The 16,131-nt window shown below is 42.5% G+C and carries 16 protein-coding genes; 4 read left to right on the top strand and 12 right to left on the bottom strand.

Annotation, left to right across the window (positions count from 1 at the left end):
• Positions 1–98: 98 nt before the first annotated feature.
• The 9 genes from UB51_RS22945 to UB51_RS22905 form a co-directional block, all read right to left on the bottom strand.
• Entirely contained in the window at positions 99–905 is an 807-nt protein-coding gene (locus UB51_RS22945; RefSeq protein WP_044879292.1) for an ABC transporter permease, read from the bottom strand.
• On the bottom strand, positions 902–1,753 hold the full coding sequence (locus UB51_RS22940) for an ABC transporter permease (protein ID WP_044879291.1): 852 nt from the start codon (positions 1,751–1,753) through the stop codon (positions 902–904). The genes UB51_RS22945 and UB51_RS22940 overlap by 4 nt, the downstream gene beginning before the upstream one ends.
• Positions 1,750–2,739, bottom strand: coding sequence for an ABC transporter ATP-binding protein (locus UB51_RS22935; protein ID WP_044879290.1), 990 nt, complete (start codon positions 2,737–2,739; stop codon positions 1,750–1,752). The genes UB51_RS22940 and UB51_RS22935 overlap by 4 nt, the downstream gene beginning before the upstream one ends.
• 252 nt (positions 2,740–2,991) lie before the next feature.
• Entirely contained in the window at positions 2,992–3,750 is a 759-nt protein-coding gene (locus UB51_RS22930) for an SIMPL domain-containing protein (RefSeq protein WP_044879289.1), read from the bottom strand.
• Positions 3,751–4,127: 377 nt separating this feature from the next.
• Positions 4,128–4,397, bottom strand: coding sequence for an HPr family phosphocarrier protein (locus tag UB51_RS22925; protein WP_044879288.1), 270 nt, complete (start codon positions 4,395–4,397; stop codon positions 4,128–4,130).
• 98 nt (positions 4,398–4,495) lie between these two features.
• Entirely contained in the window at positions 4,496–5,425 is a 930-nt protein-coding gene (whiA, locus tag UB51_RS22920) for a DNA-binding protein WhiA (protein WP_044879287.1), read from the bottom strand.
• A 5-nt stretch (positions 5,426–5,430) separates the two neighbouring features.
• Positions 5,431–6,417, bottom strand: a complete 987-nt coding sequence (locus UB51_RS22915) for a gluconeogenesis factor YvcK family protein (protein WP_044879286.1) — start codon at positions 6,415–6,417, stop codon at positions 5,431–5,433.
• A gap of 12 nt (positions 6,418–6,429) precedes the next feature.
• Positions 6,430–7,329 carry an RNase adapter RapZ gene (gene rapZ / locus UB51_RS22910; protein WP_044879285.1) on the bottom strand — a complete coding sequence of 300 codons (900 nt, stop codon included), beginning with the start codon at positions 7,327–7,329 and terminating at the stop codon, positions 6,430–6,432.
• A 67-nt stretch (positions 7,330–7,396) separates the two neighbouring features.
• Positions 7,397–8,347 (bottom strand): ROK family glucokinase, encoded by a 951-nt coding sequence (locus tag UB51_RS22905; RefSeq protein WP_044879284.1) that lies wholly within the window; start codon positions 8,345–8,347, stop codon positions 7,397–7,399.
• A gap of 386 nt (positions 8,348–8,733) precedes the next feature.
• On the opposite strand from UB51_RS22905, the gene UB51_RS22900 reads away from it, so the two are divergent.
• From UB51_RS22900 to UB51_RS22885, 4 genes are read left to right on the top strand one after another with little or no spacing between them, the layout of a single operon-like run.
• On the top strand, positions 8,734–9,639 hold the full coding sequence (locus UB51_RS22900; protein ID WP_044879283.1) for an ABC transporter ATP-binding protein: 906 nt from the start codon (positions 8,734–8,736) through the stop codon (positions 9,637–9,639).
• 2 nt (positions 9,640–9,641) lie between these two features.
• Positions 9,642–10,379, top strand: coding sequence for an ABC transporter permease (locus UB51_RS22895; protein ID WP_044879282.1), 738 nt, complete (start codon positions 9,642–9,644; stop codon positions 10,377–10,379).
• 8 nt (positions 10,380–10,387) lie between these two features.
• On the top strand, positions 10,388–11,518 hold the full coding sequence (locus tag UB51_RS22890; protein WP_044879281.1) for a sensor histidine kinase: 1,131 nt from the start codon (positions 10,388–10,390) through the stop codon (positions 11,516–11,518).
• Positions 11,515–12,117, top strand: a complete 603-nt coding sequence (locus UB51_RS22885) for a response regulator transcription factor (protein ID WP_044879280.1) — start codon at positions 11,515–11,517, stop codon at positions 12,115–12,117. The genes UB51_RS22890 and UB51_RS22885 overlap by 4 nt, the downstream gene beginning before the upstream one ends.
• Positions 12,118–12,265: 148 nt before the next feature.
• Here UB51_RS22885 and trxB read toward each other — a convergent pair whose 3' ends face one another.
• From trxB to UB51_RS22870, 3 genes are all read right to left on the bottom strand, one after another.
• On the bottom strand, positions 12,266–13,219 hold the full coding sequence (gene trxB / locus UB51_RS22880; protein ID WP_044879279.1) for a thioredoxin-disulfide reductase: 954 nt from the start codon (positions 13,217–13,219) through the stop codon (positions 12,266–12,268).
• Between the two features lie 69 nt (positions 13,220–13,288).
• Positions 13,289–15,001 (bottom strand): tetratricopeptide repeat protein, encoded by a 1,713-nt coding sequence (locus UB51_RS22875; protein WP_044879278.1) that lies wholly within the window; start codon positions 14,999–15,001, stop codon positions 13,289–13,291.
• A gap of 139 nt (positions 15,002–15,140) precedes the next feature.
• Complete coding sequence (locus UB51_RS22870) at positions 15,141–16,088, bottom strand: ribose-phosphate diphosphokinase (protein ID WP_044879277.1); 948 nt, start codon at positions 16,086–16,088, stop codon at positions 15,141–15,143.
• Between the last annotated feature and the right edge of the window lie 43 nt (positions 16,089–16,131).

Here is a 16,131-nt window from a genome sequence, read left to right as displayed (position 1 = left end):
CATCATACAAGTTATTGTAAAATAAATCTTAGTTCAATCTAACTAGCTCAACACCAATATAAGTATTCGAAAAATGTATAGTGTTAAATTAGAGCCATCTAGATAGGTAGCATCTTATGTTTCTTTTGTCCTTTACCACGATTGAGTACATATTGCGCTAACAGTATTAATGTAATACTCACTAATATAAGTATCGTACACAATGCATTGATTTCAGGAGAAACGCCCCGCTTTACTTGTCCATAAATATAAATAGGAAGCGTTGTAGAACTTGGTCCTGCCACGAAGAAACTAACCATGAAATCATCAAGTGAAAGGGTAAAAGCTATTAATGCTCCTGAAATAATTCCTGGCGAGATTTGTGGAAAGGTCACATAGCGAAACGTTTGCCATCCTGTAGCACCAAGATCCTGTGCAGCTTCTTCAAGCTGTCTACCCATTCCTGACAATCGAGCGTTCACGACCACATAGACATAAGACATGCTAAAAGTAATATGGGCGATGATCACCGTAGCCTTACCTAACGAAATGTTAAGCTGACTGAACAAAACCAACAGCGATAACCCCATAATAATGTCTGGAATAATAACAGGCATATACAGAACCCCATTCATAGGATTCTTCCATCGTTTCCCTAAATCCCGCAAGGTAAGTGCTGCAATCGTCCCCAAGAGAGTCGCGACTACAGTAGAAGTCACAGCAACAATAAGACTGTTTACCAAAGCTTCCATCACATGGCGATCCTTCAGAAGTGAGGAATACCAATCTAAAGTGAATCCCTTCCAATCTCCACTTAACCTCGTATTATTGAAGGAATAGACGATAACTAACACTATGGGTACATAGATGAATATCATCATCAATAATGAATGAAGGCCTAGAAGAGGGTGGCTTCTCTTATTCATGAGTTCCCCTCCTTTAATCGTTCATGACGAGACTGCATCGCCCGGTTAAATAACATTATGAGCACAAGCGAAGTCAGTATAAATATAACAGATAACGCCGACCCAAACGGCCAGTTACGAGCTCCGAGAAACTGGGATTGTATGATGTTACTAATCATCGAAGATTTGGAGCCCCCAAGGATATCTGTCACGACGAACATCCCTGCTGTAGATACAAATACAAGCACTGATCCCGTCATTATACCCGACTTACTCTGGGGTAATGTAATATGCCAGAACGCCTTCCAACGACTTGCTCCTAAATCACTCGCAGCTTCAAGTTGACGCTTATCGATCTGCTCAATAGCCACATACAACGGCAATACCATGAAGGGAATGAAGTTATATACCATACCCAGCAGTACCGCACCCTTGGTATACAGCATTTGCAGCGGTTCATCAATCCATCCAAAATTTAGAAGTAGACTATTGACGACCCCTTGTGTACGCAGCAAGAGCACCCATGCATATGTCCGTATGAGAAAGTTAATCCAGAACGGAACGGTAATAAGAATAAGTCCCCAATTCTGTATTCGAGGGCTTGCTCCCGCAATATAATACGCTAGTGGATAGCTGACCAACAGACAAATGAGAGTGGTCAAGACCGATAAGACAATCGTATCCCAATAAATTCCTAGGTACAATGAATCCCAAAAGGTAATATATCCATCCAAGCTAAATGAATAAACAACATTGCCTAGTGTATCGCGCTGCATAAAAGACATGACCAACACAATCAGCATAGGAACGATTAAGAAGAGGCCAAGCCATAATACGACGGGTGAGATCAACCATTTCACTTTTTTCATGACTTGATCACCACCTCATCTTTGGCGTGCCAGCTCACCCCAATTCGTTCACCCACTTGCCATTGCTGTTCATCAGCTATATTCAGGACAATAGTCACCGTCATTGATTGTTGTTGTGGTTCATTCATCTCACTATCCAGCCGAACGATTAGTTTATGTACATTTCCCATGTACAGAACGTCCTCTATCATACCGAGCTTCTTCGCACCCAGTTCACTCTTCTGCGCGAATAATTTCTCAGGGCGAACAGCTACAAGACCTTCGTCAGAAGCGAAAATATTATTCTCTCCTACAAAGGTTGCTGCAAACAGAGTTTGCGGCGTCTCATAAATATCTCTAGGGGATCCAATCTGTTCAACTTGACCATTATTCATGATTACAATACGATCAGACATCATCATCGCTTCTTCTTGATCGTGTGTTACGTAGACAAAAGTAATACCCAGCGTTCGTTGTAAATGCTTAAGCTCGGATTGTAAATTTTTACGCAGTTGTAGATCCAGTGCTCCAAGTGGCTCATCCAACAGTAGCACCTTTGGTTTATTCACTATAGCCCTAGCAATCGCTACACGTTGCTGCTGGCCTCCCGAGAGTTGATGAGGATATCGGTTCGTCAGAGCCGTTAGTTGCGTCATTGCAACTGCCTCTGCGATCCGCTCCTTTTGTTGTTCCTTTGGTAATTTTTTCATTTTAAGTCCAAAAGCAATATTGTCTTCAACCGTCATATGTGGAAACAGGGCGTAATGCTGAAACACCAAATTTAGATCCCGCTGATTAGGCGAAAGTTGGGTTACATTCTTACCTGCTAGAATAATCTCACCTTGGGTTGGTTGTTCAAATCCCGCGATCATGCGGAGAATTGTAGTTTTACCACAGCCACTTGGACCTAATAAAGTTAGGAATTCCCCTTCTTTAATAGCTAGTGTCAGTGGATGCACCACATCTTGCCCTTCAAACTTCTTCTCTATACGGACAAGTTCAATCATATGCACCATCCCCCTATCATTCATAGTATGCTCACTTCACCCCATGAACATATACAAATTTTCGCATATTCACTATATCGTTTTTTCCCCGATGACACAACATGTTTCGACAAGGAACTATAAACAACAGTGCTCATATTACAAAAATGTGATCATTGACAAACACAAGAAAAACTGTTTTCTCTGGACTAAGCATGTCCAGAGAAAACAGTTCTCAACGTTTATGCGCTATGATGAGAGAATAACTTCCAACTATTTCAATTCGTATTGAACGCTTAACTGTGTTGAAACTTTTATTTCACCTGCCTCAACTTCTGTAGCACCACTTGCCGTATCCATCGCCTTATACGCTGAGAGCTGTTCATGGTACACAACTGGATTGCTGGCGTCTCCTTGACTTACGACTAGAACCGTACCTAACTGGCGTTTAGCCGCTTTCGCTATGGAACCCGCCTTTATTTCCGCATTAGCCATGGCTTTCTCAATGACTTGTGTCTCATATTGGTCACGATTCTCAACCGAGAACTGTACGTTATTTATGTTGTTAGCACCAGCGTTTGAAGCCGCATCAAGTAACTGGCCTAATTTGGAAAGATCACGATAACTCACGGTAAGAACATGATTAGCGGTGTATCCTTTAATCTTCTGGCCTTCTTTGTCCGAGTAGGTATAGTTAGGCTGCACATAGAATTGTGACGTTTTTATATCTTTATCCGCAATTGCCCAACTATCCTTTAGAAGTTTGTTCAGCTTGAGCATGATTGCTGCATTCGCTTTCTGGGCAGCTTGAGCTGTATCTGCTTCTATATTGACACCTATTGATAAATAAGCAATATCTGGAGTAACCGAGATTTCACCTTTTCCTACTACATTAACAACGTTGCGCTGAACACCCACCTCCGCAGCATATGCCTTAGATGCTAAACCGAATGAACCATTCAATCCCGTAGCCCCTACTAATAATGCACCTACAACCAATACAGAACTTACCTTCTTTACTAAACCTTGCATAAAAATCTCCTCCTCATTGTTATGTACCCTATAGACGAAGCAAATTGGAAAATGTTGCACCCATTGTCCGAAAGAAATTTTTTTAGTTAATTAATCATATTTATCAGGTATTCTTCAGCATCCTTGACTCCCTGCAGTCTGTTCTCAGAATTAACAGATTAGGTTACTTTTGTCATTATTCCTCGGTATTCTTCTGTAATACTCAACAATTTATCCGCAGAAATCTTAATAGATTCAAATCATAGTTATTCGCGTAGATATTTTATCTCCGATAAGATGAATCGCAGTCATTAATAAGAAATATCAAATCTCACAACAACAAATAGCAGCCACTCCTCATAGGGATTAGCTGCTATTTGTTGTTAAATATTGGAGCTTTATTGATTCTCTAATTCTTCCTTACTTACCAAATTTACTAAAGCGGTTACAGCCTGTTCAGCGTCTGCACCTTCAGCACTAATATTAACTTCTGTACCCGAACTGATCGCTAGGCTCATGATTCCCATGATACTTTTAGCGTTCACTTTTTTATCATCTTTTTCCACGAAAATTTCAGACGAGTACTTATTCGCTTCTTGGACGAACAATGCTGCCGGTCTGGCATGGAGACCCGTCTTTAAACGGACAACTACCGGGTGCTTTGTCATGGAAACTTACCCCCTATATTATGAATCTAACCACTTGAAAACATTTTATATTAAGAACATTATACCATTATAGCATGAAGGACACTATAAAAAAAAACTCACCCGTTACGAATTTTCTCAGCCATCTCATCAATCTTACGAAGTCGATGATTTACGCCTGATTTACTCACTGTACCTTTAAGCATCTCGCCAACTTCCTTCAAGTTCAGATCTGGATGTGCTAGCCTAACCTCAGCAACCTCACGTAGCCTCTCTGGCAAGTTGTCCAGACCTATTTCTCTCTGTAGTAGCCTGATGTTATCGATCTGCCGGACAGCAGCACCAATGGTTTTGTTAAGATTCGCAGTCTCACAGTTCACGATACGATTGACAGAGTTCCTCATATCACGCATAATCCGCACATCCTCGAACTTGAATAATGATTGATGTGCACCGATCAAGCTAAGAAATTCAATAATCTTCTCGCCTTCCTTGATATAAAGAACGAAACCTTTCTTACGCTCAATGAAACGGGCGTTAAGTCTAAACTCGTTGGCTAAATTTACAAGAGCCCTACAGTGATCCTCATACATAGAAGAAATCTCCAAGTGGTAGGAAGATCCCTCTGGATTATTAACAGAACCGCCGGCCATAAATGCCCCGCGAAGGTAAGCCCTCTTACAACAATTTTTACGGATGAGTTCGGGGTTAATGTCGGGTGTGAAATTAAAGCCTTCCGAGACGATACTTAGCTCTTTCAGCATTTCCTGAACTCCGCCTGGTATACGTACAATATAGACGTTATTTTTTTTCAATCTCATTTTTTTGCGTACGAGTAATTCAGTCGGCGCTTGGAAATACTTCTTAATCAAGCTATAAATTCGTCTTGCAATGGCCGCATTCTCTGTAGAAATATCTAGAATAACCTTTTTATTTGAGAGCTGAACCGCACCATTCATACGGATCAATGCCGACAATTCGGCTTTCTCACAGCATGGCTGTCCTTCAATCATCGTCAATTCTTTCTTTGTCTGTGCTGCAAATGACAAAGGACTCACCTCTCTCGTAAAATCCAATTTTGCACAAGTTGATAAATGTGCTGGCTCAGTTTATCGGCATCATGTCGCAAATAGGTCCGGAATAGGACTAGCGTATCTGCAATCACCTTGTAGCCGTGTCCAGTCACTTCATCCCAGTCTAATTGGACGGGCTTAGCTCCCTTTTCGGCATATTTATCTTGTACCTGTATCGGGATTTCACCGTTATTAACAATAACATAATCAAATAGCTGCGTACCAATATGATCATAAACTGCCTTTAGGTGATCACTTACCGTATAATTATCCGTCTCACCCGGCTGAGTCATCACATTACAGATAAAAATTTTGATCGCTTCAGAGGCACAGACGGCTTCTGCTAGCTTAGGTACTAGTAAATTAGGCAGAATACTCGTATAGAGGCTTCCCGGCCCGATTAAGATTGCATCTGCTTGAGAGATGGCTTCAACAGCTTCTGGCAACGGCTCTACGCTAGCTGGATCTAGAAAAACGCGTTTAATTCTTTTGCCGGCTTCTGGAATCTTGGACTCACCACTAACAATGCTTCCATCTTCCATCTCCGCATGAAGTGTGACAGCTACATCAGCCGCAGGTAATACCTGACCGCGGACAGCTAGCACCTTGCTTAGCTCTCTCACCGCAGTCACGAAGTCACCTGTGATATCCGTCATACCAGCTAAGATAAGATTACCTAGACTATGCCCTGCGAGCCCTGAGCCACTACTGAAACGATAACTCAACATTTCCGACAACAGAGGTTCAACATCAGCAAGCGCAGTAATGACATTACGAATGTCCCCTGGAGGCGGCATCTGTAGCTCACTACGCAAAATGCCTGAGCTTCCCCCATCATCTGCTACTGTGACAATAGCCGTAATATCAAGCGGCTTCTCCTTCAGACCACGTAGCATGACAGACAATCCTGTGCCTCCGCCCATGACAACAATCCGTGGACGCTTTCCTATTTGTTCAACCACTTTCATCATTTCACCTCATTAATGCCGATCACGATCGGAATCACGGTGACTGACCGAGACCGATTCTGTTTCACTGGCTCCAAGCATCTTACCCAGATATTCCGATATGGCTACCGAACGGTGTTTTCCTCCCGTACAACCAATACCGATAATGACCTGACTCTTGCCTTCTTTATGGTACTGGGGTAACAAGAAATACAGCATATCTAATAGCTTCGTCAGAAAGGATTGTGTTTCTGGCCACTTCATAACATAATCATACACATCATTGTCTTGACCTGTGCGTGGTCTTAGATGATCAACATAATGTGGATTAGGCAAAAAGCGAACATCGAATACTAAATCAGCATCAATGGGAATACCGTATTTGAAACCAAACGAAGTAATATTAACAGATAATGTATTTCTCTCTAGATGAGAAAACCGAGAAACAATCTTTTCCTTCAATTGACCCGGCTTCATATTACTAGTATCGATTAATTGTGTCGCTGAATTCTTAAGCTCCTCTAACATTTGACGCTCTAATCGAATACCATCTAACGGCATGCCCTCAGGTGCAAGTGGATGACGTCTACGGCTTTCCTTATAACGCTGTACAAGAACAGAATCCGTAGCATCTAGAAACAGAATTTCACATCCCATTGTGAACCGCTCTCTGACATATTGCAGCGATTCGGATAACGCAGTGAAGAATTCGCGGCCTCTCAAGTCAATCACTAGTGCTACTTTAGCGATTTTACCATTAGATTGTTCAATGAGTTCCGCAAACTTAGGGATGAGTACTGGTGGTAAATTATCTACACAAAAAAAACCAAGATCCTCTAGGCTCTGTACAGCCAGTGTCTTACCTGCTCCAGACATACCTGTAATAATAATCAAGGTGGCCATGGCCGACGCATTATTGTCGCCTTCAGGCATCAGCTTTCCCTCCCTTGGGTATTGAGTTTAGCAAGCCATTAACTCGTTATATCAAACAGGACAACTCCTATGAACGAAGAAGTAATCCGGCAGCTCCGACAATTCCAGCATCGTTACCAAGTTGAGCTGGTAGAATTGATACTCCACGTTGAAGTGGTTCCGGAGTATATTTCGCATATACTTCGCGAACTTCATTAAAGAGAATGTCACCTGCATTGGAAACACCACCACCGACAATAAACACCTCGGGATTCAACACTGCCCCAACGGCTGCCATGGATTTAGCCAAATAAAATGCTGCACGATTTACAATTCGAGCGGCTACCTCATCACCCGCTTTTGCTGCATCAAACACTTCTTTTGCCGCAATGTTATCAACCGTTGAAAGCGTTGTACGATCTCCACGTTCTACAGCATCTTTAGCCATACGAATAATACCCGTCGCGGAAGACACTGTCTCAACGCAGCCCATCTTACCACAGCCACATTGGATCGCTTCCAAATCAGGTACAACAGCCATATGTCCAAATTCTCCAGCCATACCAGAGAAACCTTGATAGATCTTACCGTTTATAATGATACCTCCGCCCACTCCCGTACCGAGTGTATAACAGACACAATTTTCTATCCCACGACCCGCACCACTCCAAGCTTCTCCCAGAGCAGCCACGTTAGCGTCATTATCTATTTTGACAGGCTTAGCGAAACGGCTCTCAAGGAGTTCACGAATCGGCACATCTTGAAAACCTATGTTGGGCGCAAGAACTATGATACCTTCACGGACATTGGTAAAACCAGCAACACCCGCTCCTACTCCCGCAACCTGGTCCCAGCTATATGGAGACTGTTCTACAATATGGCGCACATACTTCTCAATATTATCAATGACGACATGAACACCTTTATCGCTTTCCGTAGGTCCTCCATACGTATGAAGAAGCCGCCCTTCTCGATCACAAATCCCAACCTTAATTGCCGTACCACCTAAGTCTACTCCAACATAGATCATTTCAGACATGCTACAAGCCACCTTTTTTCTATCTAAAATAGTATTAAGCTTACGTACCCACTATAATTCAAGCCCTCTTTCTGGTCAAGAGATGTAGGTGTCACGCATTTAGTGCTAGAGCCATAGATTATCCCTTTTAGTAGAAGCTAAATACATAGAATAGGCTATGTGTAGGGCTTGGTGCCGTAAGAAGGCTATTAAGCCTCTTCACGTATCATTGTAATCACAAATTTCAACGAATTGATGACAATTGTCACCCTGAATTCATGACAGTTCTTACTAACAAGAGCATGCGTAATTTCTTATGATGAAATCAAGAACGGCATCCGTTACCGATGAGATAAGGATGGAAATTTATAGTTTCTAATATTTTTGAAATGGGAGGCATATATGAAATGACAGCTATTGTGGAAATGAAGAATGTAACTAAGACCTTTGGAAATAAAAAAGCTGTAGATAATGTTTCATTTACGATAGAGAAAGGGTCAGTAGTGGCTATTCTAGGACCGAATGGAGCGGGGAAAACAACGGCACTCTCCATGATGTTAGGTCTAATCGAACCTAGCCATGGAAGCGTTCGTGTACTAGATCACCATCCGAAGGATAGGGAAGTTCGAACAAAAATTGGAGCTATGCTGCAAGAGGTCAGTGTTATGGACGGCTTGAAGGTGCATGAACTCATTACATTGATACGTAGTTACTACCCAAGTCCACTTGATATAGAGCAACTCATTACATTAACAGGCCTGAAAAAGGAAGACTTGAACCGATTTGCCACTAAACTTTCAGGGGGTCAGAAGCGCAGGCTTGGTTTTGCACTCGCTCTCGCAGGAGATCCAGATTTGATATTTTTCGATGAGCCTACGGTTGGCTTAGACATTAACGCTCGCCGAGTGTTCTGGGAGCAAGTAAGGGAACTTGCTAATCAAGGAAAGACTATTCTATTCAGCACTCACTATCTCCAAGAAGCTGAAGATTGTGCAGATCGAATCATGCTCTTTGATCAGGGGACTATCGTAGCCGATGGAAGTCCTAACGACATTAAATCTAGACTCACCACACGCTCGGTTTCTTTCATATCCGAGGACCCACTTCTACTTAATAAGATACGTCCATTACCAATCGTCAATGATTGTTATGAGAAAATGGGTAGAATGCATGCGATTACTAAAGATACCGATGGCGTTTTGAGATTCATCTTTGAACATAACCTCGCCGTGAAGGATATTCTAGTCGAACAAGGTCGTCTGGACGATGCATTTGAACAATTAACACTACATCATGAAGAGGAGGCTATTTAACTATGAATGTATTAATCATACAGTGTAAAGCAGAAATGCTCCGAATTATCCGCAATCCTTATTTCGTATTCTGGTCTTTGGCAATGCCTATAATGTTTTATTTCATTTTCACTAAACTTGTAATTTCTAATTCCATTGATAATCCTACGTGGGCGGCTCACTATTTGATGTCAATGACTACTTTTAGTGTGATGGGTTCATCCATTATGACGCTGGGCATTCGAATCGTTCAAGAGCGAGTACACGGCTGGTCCACTTTTATGAGAATCACCCCACTGCCTGAAAGTATTTATTTCTTCTCCAAAATGTTCGGCCAGCTCGTGATGCATTTATTTTCTATCATCATTATCTTTATTGCTGGGTATCTGATTAATGGTGTTTCGTTATCTGCTACACAATGGATTGGTAGTGGTCTATGGATATTGATGGCCTCAATCCCTTTCCTAGCCATTGGCACCCTCGTGGGTACGATGAAAAGAGTAGATACAGCTAGTGGTGTTAGTAATGCGGTGTACATGATCTTGGCTATCCTTGGCGGTATGTGGTTTCCCCTTGAGACCTTCCCTACGATGCTAAGAACGATTGGTCAATGGCTTCCTTCCTACAGCTTTGGAAACGGGGCATGGGAGATTGTAAACGGAAATGCACCTCAATGGGAGAATATAATTATTCTGATAGGATATCTTGTGGTCTTTATGGTATTATCCACATATATTCGAAAAAAACAGGAAGCGGTGTAACGATCATTATGTTCGGTAAGTTTGAGGTTTTCCCCAGAAAGTTAGGCTACTTCCCTTACCTTTGGCTCCTTTATATCTCCATGCCTATTATCTATATGACGCAAGAGCAAGGTCTTAAGGCAGTATGTGGCTATATCATGATCGGTGTATTCATCTTCACTTATCGACAGCTTTATTTCGCTGAAGGGCGACCTAGCTTCTCTTATTTACTGGCTCTACAAATGCTGATTATTCTGGTACTAACCTTATTCTATAATCCTTATAATTTGTTTATGGGGTTCTTCACCTCAAATTTTATTGGTTGGCATACCGATAAATTTAAATTTAAAATCTCAATGATCGCACTAATTATCATGGAGACGCTGCCTATTATTATTAACATGAGTTACATCTCACCTATGGAATACTTATTTCTTATTCCTTTTATTATCATCATGATCGTAACACCATTCGGGGCACGTTCCATGAAAAAGTACCAATATCTTGAGCAGCAGCTAGACCAAGCCAATGAACACATCAAGCAGCTTATCAAAAGAGAAGAGCGTATGCGGATTTCAAGGGATCTTCATGATACCCTCGGCCATACGCTTTCCCTTATTACTTTAAAGAGCCAATTAGTGGAGAAATTAGTCGACAAAAATCCCACACGTGCACGGTTGGAAGTGAAAGAAATCGAACGTACCTCTAGAGCAGCTCTCAAACAAGTCCGTGAGCTAGTATCGGATATGCGTGCCGTTACTTTAACCGAAGAGCTTATTGAAGTAAAAGTTATCCTACAAAGTGCTCGTATAGGCCTTGCTGTTGAAGGGGATATCAAGCTTGCTGGCATACCGGACCTCACTCAGAATATTCTCAGTATGTGCCTAAGGGAAGCTATAACGAATATCGTAAAGCATAGCCAAGCAACAAATTGTACGATTCATATCGAACAGTTAGAAGCTAAAGTAATCCTAACCGTTCAGGATAACGGAATAGGCTGTGATGTCGACAATCACTCCCTGCAAGGCAATGGTTTGAAGGGGATGCGTGAGCGATTATCCCTTATCGAGGGATCCGTGGTGTTGTCATCCAATAAAGGCACCACCTTGACCATCACCTCACCTATTGTGATTAAAGAGGAAGAAGAGGAGATAGCATGATAAGAATCGTGATTACCGAGGATCAACGGATGCTACGTGGTGCCTTAGCTGCTCTATTAGAGTTAGAAGACGATATTGAAGTCGTTGGACAAGCTGGCGATGGACAAGAGGCTCTAACCATGATTTCCTCCCTTGAGCCTGATGTATGCTTATTAGATATAGAGATGCCCATCAAGACGGGACTTGACGTTGCAGAGCATTTGAAGCAGCAAAATTCAGCTTGCAGAGTCATCATTCTAACTACCTTTGCCCGTCCTGGATATTTCGAGCGCGCAGTCAAGGCAGACGTTCAGGGATATTTATTAAAAGACGAGCCTATTGAGAATCTGGCTGAATCGATCCGACGGGTGATGAAGGGACATCGTGAAATATCACCTGAACTTATATTCGGGGCTATGAAACAAGAGAATCCACTTAGTGTACGTGAACGGGAAATCCTTTCCCTATCTGCTGAGGGCAAATCAGCTAATGAAATCTCATTACTGCTTCATCTATCCTATGGAACGGTACGCAATTATATCTCCGAAGCTCTGAATAAGCTGGATGCCAAAAACCGTCTAGAAGGCATTCGAATCGCGGAGGAAAAAGGATGGCTATAGCGCTCGCCCTAGTGAAATAGTACAGGTATTTCTCGCAGTGTGAGAAACGTCTCTATATCAGATGTTATAGTAACCAAAAAAGGGTGGGTATCTTTTAGATACTCACCCTTTCTTGTCCATCATTTATCCTTGTACAATCCATTACGATTTACTTGTCTAGTGTTTGGCTCCAGTCATGTACCATGGAACCTTCTATGAACTTCTCAGCATCCATAGCGGCCATACAACCTGTACCCGCAGCAGAAATGGCCTGACGATATTTGTTATCCTGTACATCACCACAAGCGAATACGCCTGGAATATTCGTCTCTGTCGTACCTGGCTTCACCACAATATAACCGACATCATCTGTCGTAATTTGATTGCCTAGGAAGCTAGTGTTCGGCGTATGTCCAATCGCCACAAATACACCGTCCGCTTCAATAATTTCCTCTTGGTTGGTTTCGTTATTAAGGACTCTCACCCCTTTAACGCCCATGCCTTCAGCAACAACCTCAAGTGGTGTACGATTAAGCGCCCACAGCACCTTCTCATTGTCACGAGCGCGGTCTTGCATGATCTTGGAAGCGCGAAGCTCTTCACGACGATGCACTAGCGTTACACTAGACCCGAAACGGGTCAAGAAGCTAGCTTCCTCCATCGCTGAGTCACCGCCACCGATCACGACGATTTTTTTGCCACGGAAGAAGAACCCATCACATGTTGCACATGTGCTGACCCCACGACCGATGTTCTCTTGCTCACCCGGAATTCCAAGGTATCTAGCGGAAGCACCCGTCGAGATAATAACAGTTTCTGCCTCCAACTCGCCCATCCCTTGAACTTGTACCTTAAAAGGACGTTTGGAGAAGTCAACATTCTCTACCCAACCTGATTTGAACTCAGCTCCGAAGCGCTCAGCTTGCTTACGCATATTATCCATCAATTCTGGACCCATAATTCCATCTGGGAAACCAGGGAAATTCTCAATTTCGGTCGTTGTCGTCAATTGACCCCCTGGCTGCATACCCTCAATAACTAAAGGGTTCATGTTCGCACGTGCGAGATAAATAGCTGCCGTTAGACCTGCAGGACCTGTTCCGATAATAATCGATTTATACATATCATTAACCTCCTCAATATCGAGTAAACCTCACTCAAAATTCATTTAGCAAACTTTACCTATATATTATCATAAATATGATCTCTTTCTACCCTTCATGTGGCACACGCTATCCATACGTCTTGCATACCGACTGACAGTAGATACAGAAAGGCCATATCGCGTAGCAACTTCTTGGTACGTAATAGAGTCTCCATCAATCTTGGCACACCAGTACTCAAGCGCCGCTGACCAAGCCTCCATATGTTGAAGTTGTGGCGTATCAGGATAACTTTTACTTAGGAACTCCATCCATAAACTCTGGACATCTTGTTGCTGATTGGAACTTGAACGCCCCATCATTTCTAGTGTTTTATCAATGACTAGCTGCCAATTGCCATCCTTCTTAAGCAGGTTATCCTTCACATGTTCCACAGAAGACTCCCCTACCTCATCTAACGAGAGGATATCACCCTCTATACCCATTCCTTTCAGAACAAGCGCAGCTGCCTCTTTCAGCTCCATATCTTCACCGGGTTCCTGAAGAAAAGCTTGCAGGGCCTGCTTAACCTCATCATCAGCAATCCATGCAAATGCCTGAATGACTTGAAGTTTAGTACCTACATCTCCATGTCGAAGCGCCCAGAAGAAGGATGAGCGAATGAGAGGATTATGTTTAATCTCCTCAGTCATTTGATCGCCGTTCAATTCCCACAGTTTAAGCTGCTCCTCAAACGGAAGATGATAGTGATAACTAATCTTGGGTTGAACCGAAGTTCCCTCTTGATACTGATGTAGTTGAGATAGATAAAACTTAGGAATATCGGATTCTGGATCGAGCCTCTGAGCATATTTCCAGCATCTTTCCGCATCTACATAACGCTCACAATTAAAGGCAGCAGCAGCCGTATAATGATATAAACTCGGATCGCCATTTATATCTTCGTCTTTTAATAATCTACGGAAATGTCTATACGCTACCTCATGCTGACCTAATATTCCCATCGTCGTGGCTAATTTAAACACATGCTCCTGATGAAAAGGAATCGTAACCGCCAGTGTGCGAAGCAAAGATGCTAATTCCGCAATATCATGCTCATGCTGATAAAATATTGCCAAATTGCATAAGCCATGCAGATTACCAGGCTCTTGTTCCAGTACTTCACCTATTGTTTCCTTAGCTCTATCAAATAATCCAACATAATAATAAGCTAATGCCAGATTATTACGAGCCGATAGAAAATCAGGGTGGTTCTTCACAATTTCTTCTAAAAGTTCTACTGCTTGAGCAAATTTCCCCTCTTCAAGAAGCGCACGTGCATTCTCATGCTCTACCATGCCTTCCCTACTCTTAATTCGGTGTAATTTAGCTGGACGGTTCAGTTCATAATGGAGTAAATCCATCATTTCTTCCGCTTCCTCCAAGAATTGCCCCTCAGAGTCTTCTTCCAAATAAGTCACAAGCGCCTTCTCTGCTTCTTCAAATTGTTCCATATTCGCAAAGTTGTTCGCCATATAGTAATAGCATTCCGTCATAGCCGGATCAACATCCTTTAGAACTTGAGCAAGTACGGAATTAGATCCCGAGTAGTCACCCATTTCAGACATGATTCCTGCCATGTTGCAATGATTCACAGGATTCTCTGGTTCATACTCTACTGCTTTACCGAAATATTTCAATGCCTTGTCATAATGATTGCGATCTAGCGAGCGTACAGCTCTTTCAAAAAAGAAATTCGCATCCATATGGACAGGTATAATTTTATTGTATAGGTCTTCAGCCCGTAGTTTATCCTCATTCATTGAGCAAGGCACCTCCTCTTTTAAACCCATGACCTACAATAGTATAACACAAGTTCTAGAGTCCTTCTAAGATAGGTAGATTCACCCTCTCATTTCCAGCAATGGAGTACTAGAAACATAGAAAAGACACCGCATCCATTTAGATGCCGGAGTCTTTAAATAAGGTAGCGATAGATCCGCCTTCTATAATAATCCGAGTAGCCTGTGCCAGCATCGGCGCTACTGATAATACTTTGAATCTATCAGAGTGATGCTCCTGAAGGGCAATCGAATCCGTCACAACCACTTCTTTAATGTTAGGATGATCCAAGCGTTCAAGAGCAGATCCAGAAAAGAGCCCATGGGTAGCACATACATACGCATCTTGTGCTCCACGTTCCTTCAATCCTTCTACTACTTTAACAATCGTCGTGCCCGTATCAATCAAATCTTCAATAATGATCGGTGTTCGTCCTTCCACATCCCCAATGACATGCGTAATGACTGATTCATTGTGCGCAGGGCGCTTCTTAATCATAATTGCGAACGGAGAATCCAAGTGATTTGCTAGCTTCTCTGCCATCGATGCGCGCCCAGCATCTGGAGAGACAATGACAGGATTGCTTATATTCTTAGATCGCAAATACTCACTGATCAAGTCAAGTGCAGTTAAGTGATCGACAGGAATATTAAAAAATCCTTGAATAGCCGAAGCATGTAGATCTATCGTAATGACGCGATTAGCCCCAACTGTTGTGAGTACATCCGCGACCATCTTGGCTGATATGGGCTCACGTGGTGCAGATTTGCGTTCTTGACGAGCATAACCATAATAAGGAACAATAATATTAACCGTATGTGCAGAAGCCCTCTTAGCTGCATCAATCATCACCAGCAGTTCTACAAACATTTCATTAATAGGATGTGAGAGGGACTGCACTAGAAACACATCACAGTTACGGATGCTTTCCTCATAATGGACATAGATCTCCCCACTTTGAAAACGAGAGAGCTTAATACTGCCCAGTTCCACGCCAAGCTTCGCACATATACTCTGCGCTAGCTTTGGATTTGATGACCCGGAAAAAATGCGCATCTTGTGTTGCATGACATCCTCCTGTAATTCATAAATCTATATTTAATTATAGTAT

This window comes from Paenibacillus sp. IHBB 10380 (assembly GCF_000949425.1).
Lineage (GTDB): Bacteria > Bacillota > Bacilli > Paenibacillales > Paenibacillaceae > Paenibacillus_AQ.
This window is presented reverse-complemented; position numbering and strand designations above follow the sequence as displayed.

Bases quoted from the DNA above. Each gene is read 5' to 3' on its own strand.
- UB51_RS22945 (WP_044879292.1), bottom strand. From the start codon at position 905: ATGAATAAGAGAAGCCACCCTCTTCTAGGCCTTCATTCATTATTGATG.
- UB51_RS22940 (WP_044879291.1), bottom strand. From the start codon at position 1,753: ATGAAAAAAGTGAAATGGTTGATCTCACCCGTCGTATTATGGCTTGGC.
- UB51_RS22925 (WP_044879288.1), bottom strand. From the start codon at position 4,397: ATGACAAAGCACCCGGTAGTTGTCCGTTTAAAGACGGGTCTCCATGCC.
- rapZ (WP_044879285.1), bottom strand. From the start codon at position 7,329: ATGCCTGAAGGCGACAATAATGCGTCGGCCATGGCCACCTTGATTATT.
- UB51_RS22870 (WP_044879277.1), bottom strand. From the start codon at position 16,088: ATGCAACACAAGATGCGCATTTTTTCCGGGTCATCAAATCCAAAGCTA.
- UB51_RS22875 (WP_044879278.1), bottom strand. From the start codon at position 15,001: ATGAATGAGGATAAACTACGGGCTGAAGACCTATACAATAAAATTATA.
- UB51_RS22900 (WP_044879283.1), top strand. From the start codon at position 8,734: ATGACAGCTATTGTGGAAATGAAGAATGTAACTAAGACCTTTGGAAAT.
- UB51_RS22935 (WP_044879290.1), bottom strand. From the start codon at position 2,739: ATGATTGAACTTGTCCGTATAGAGAAGAAGTTTGAAGGGCAAGATGTG.
- trxB (WP_044879279.1), bottom strand. From the start codon at position 13,219: ATGTATAAATCGATTATTATCGGAACAGGTCCTGCAGGTCTAACGGCA.
- UB51_RS22930 (WP_044879289.1), bottom strand. From the start codon at position 3,750: ATGCAAGGTTTAGTAAAGAAGGTAAGTTCTGTATTGGTTGTAGGTGCA.
- UB51_RS22885 (WP_044879280.1), top strand. From the start codon at position 11,515: ATGATAAGAATCGTGATTACCGAGGATCAACGGATGCTACGTGGTGCC.
- UB51_RS22905 (WP_044879284.1), bottom strand. From the start codon at position 8,347: ATGTCTGAAATGATCTATGTTGGAGTAGACTTAGGTGGTACGGCAATT.
- UB51_RS22895 (WP_044879282.1), top strand. From the start codon at position 9,642: ATGAATGTATTAATCATACAGTGTAAAGCAGAAATGCTCCGAATTATC.
- UB51_RS22890 (WP_044879281.1), top strand. From the start codon at position 10,388: ATGTTCGGTAAGTTTGAGGTTTTCCCCAGAAAGTTAGGCTACTTCCCT.
- UB51_RS22915 (WP_044879286.1), bottom strand. From the start codon at position 6,417: ATGAAAGTGGTTGAACAAATAGGAAAGCGTCCACGGATTGTTGTCATG.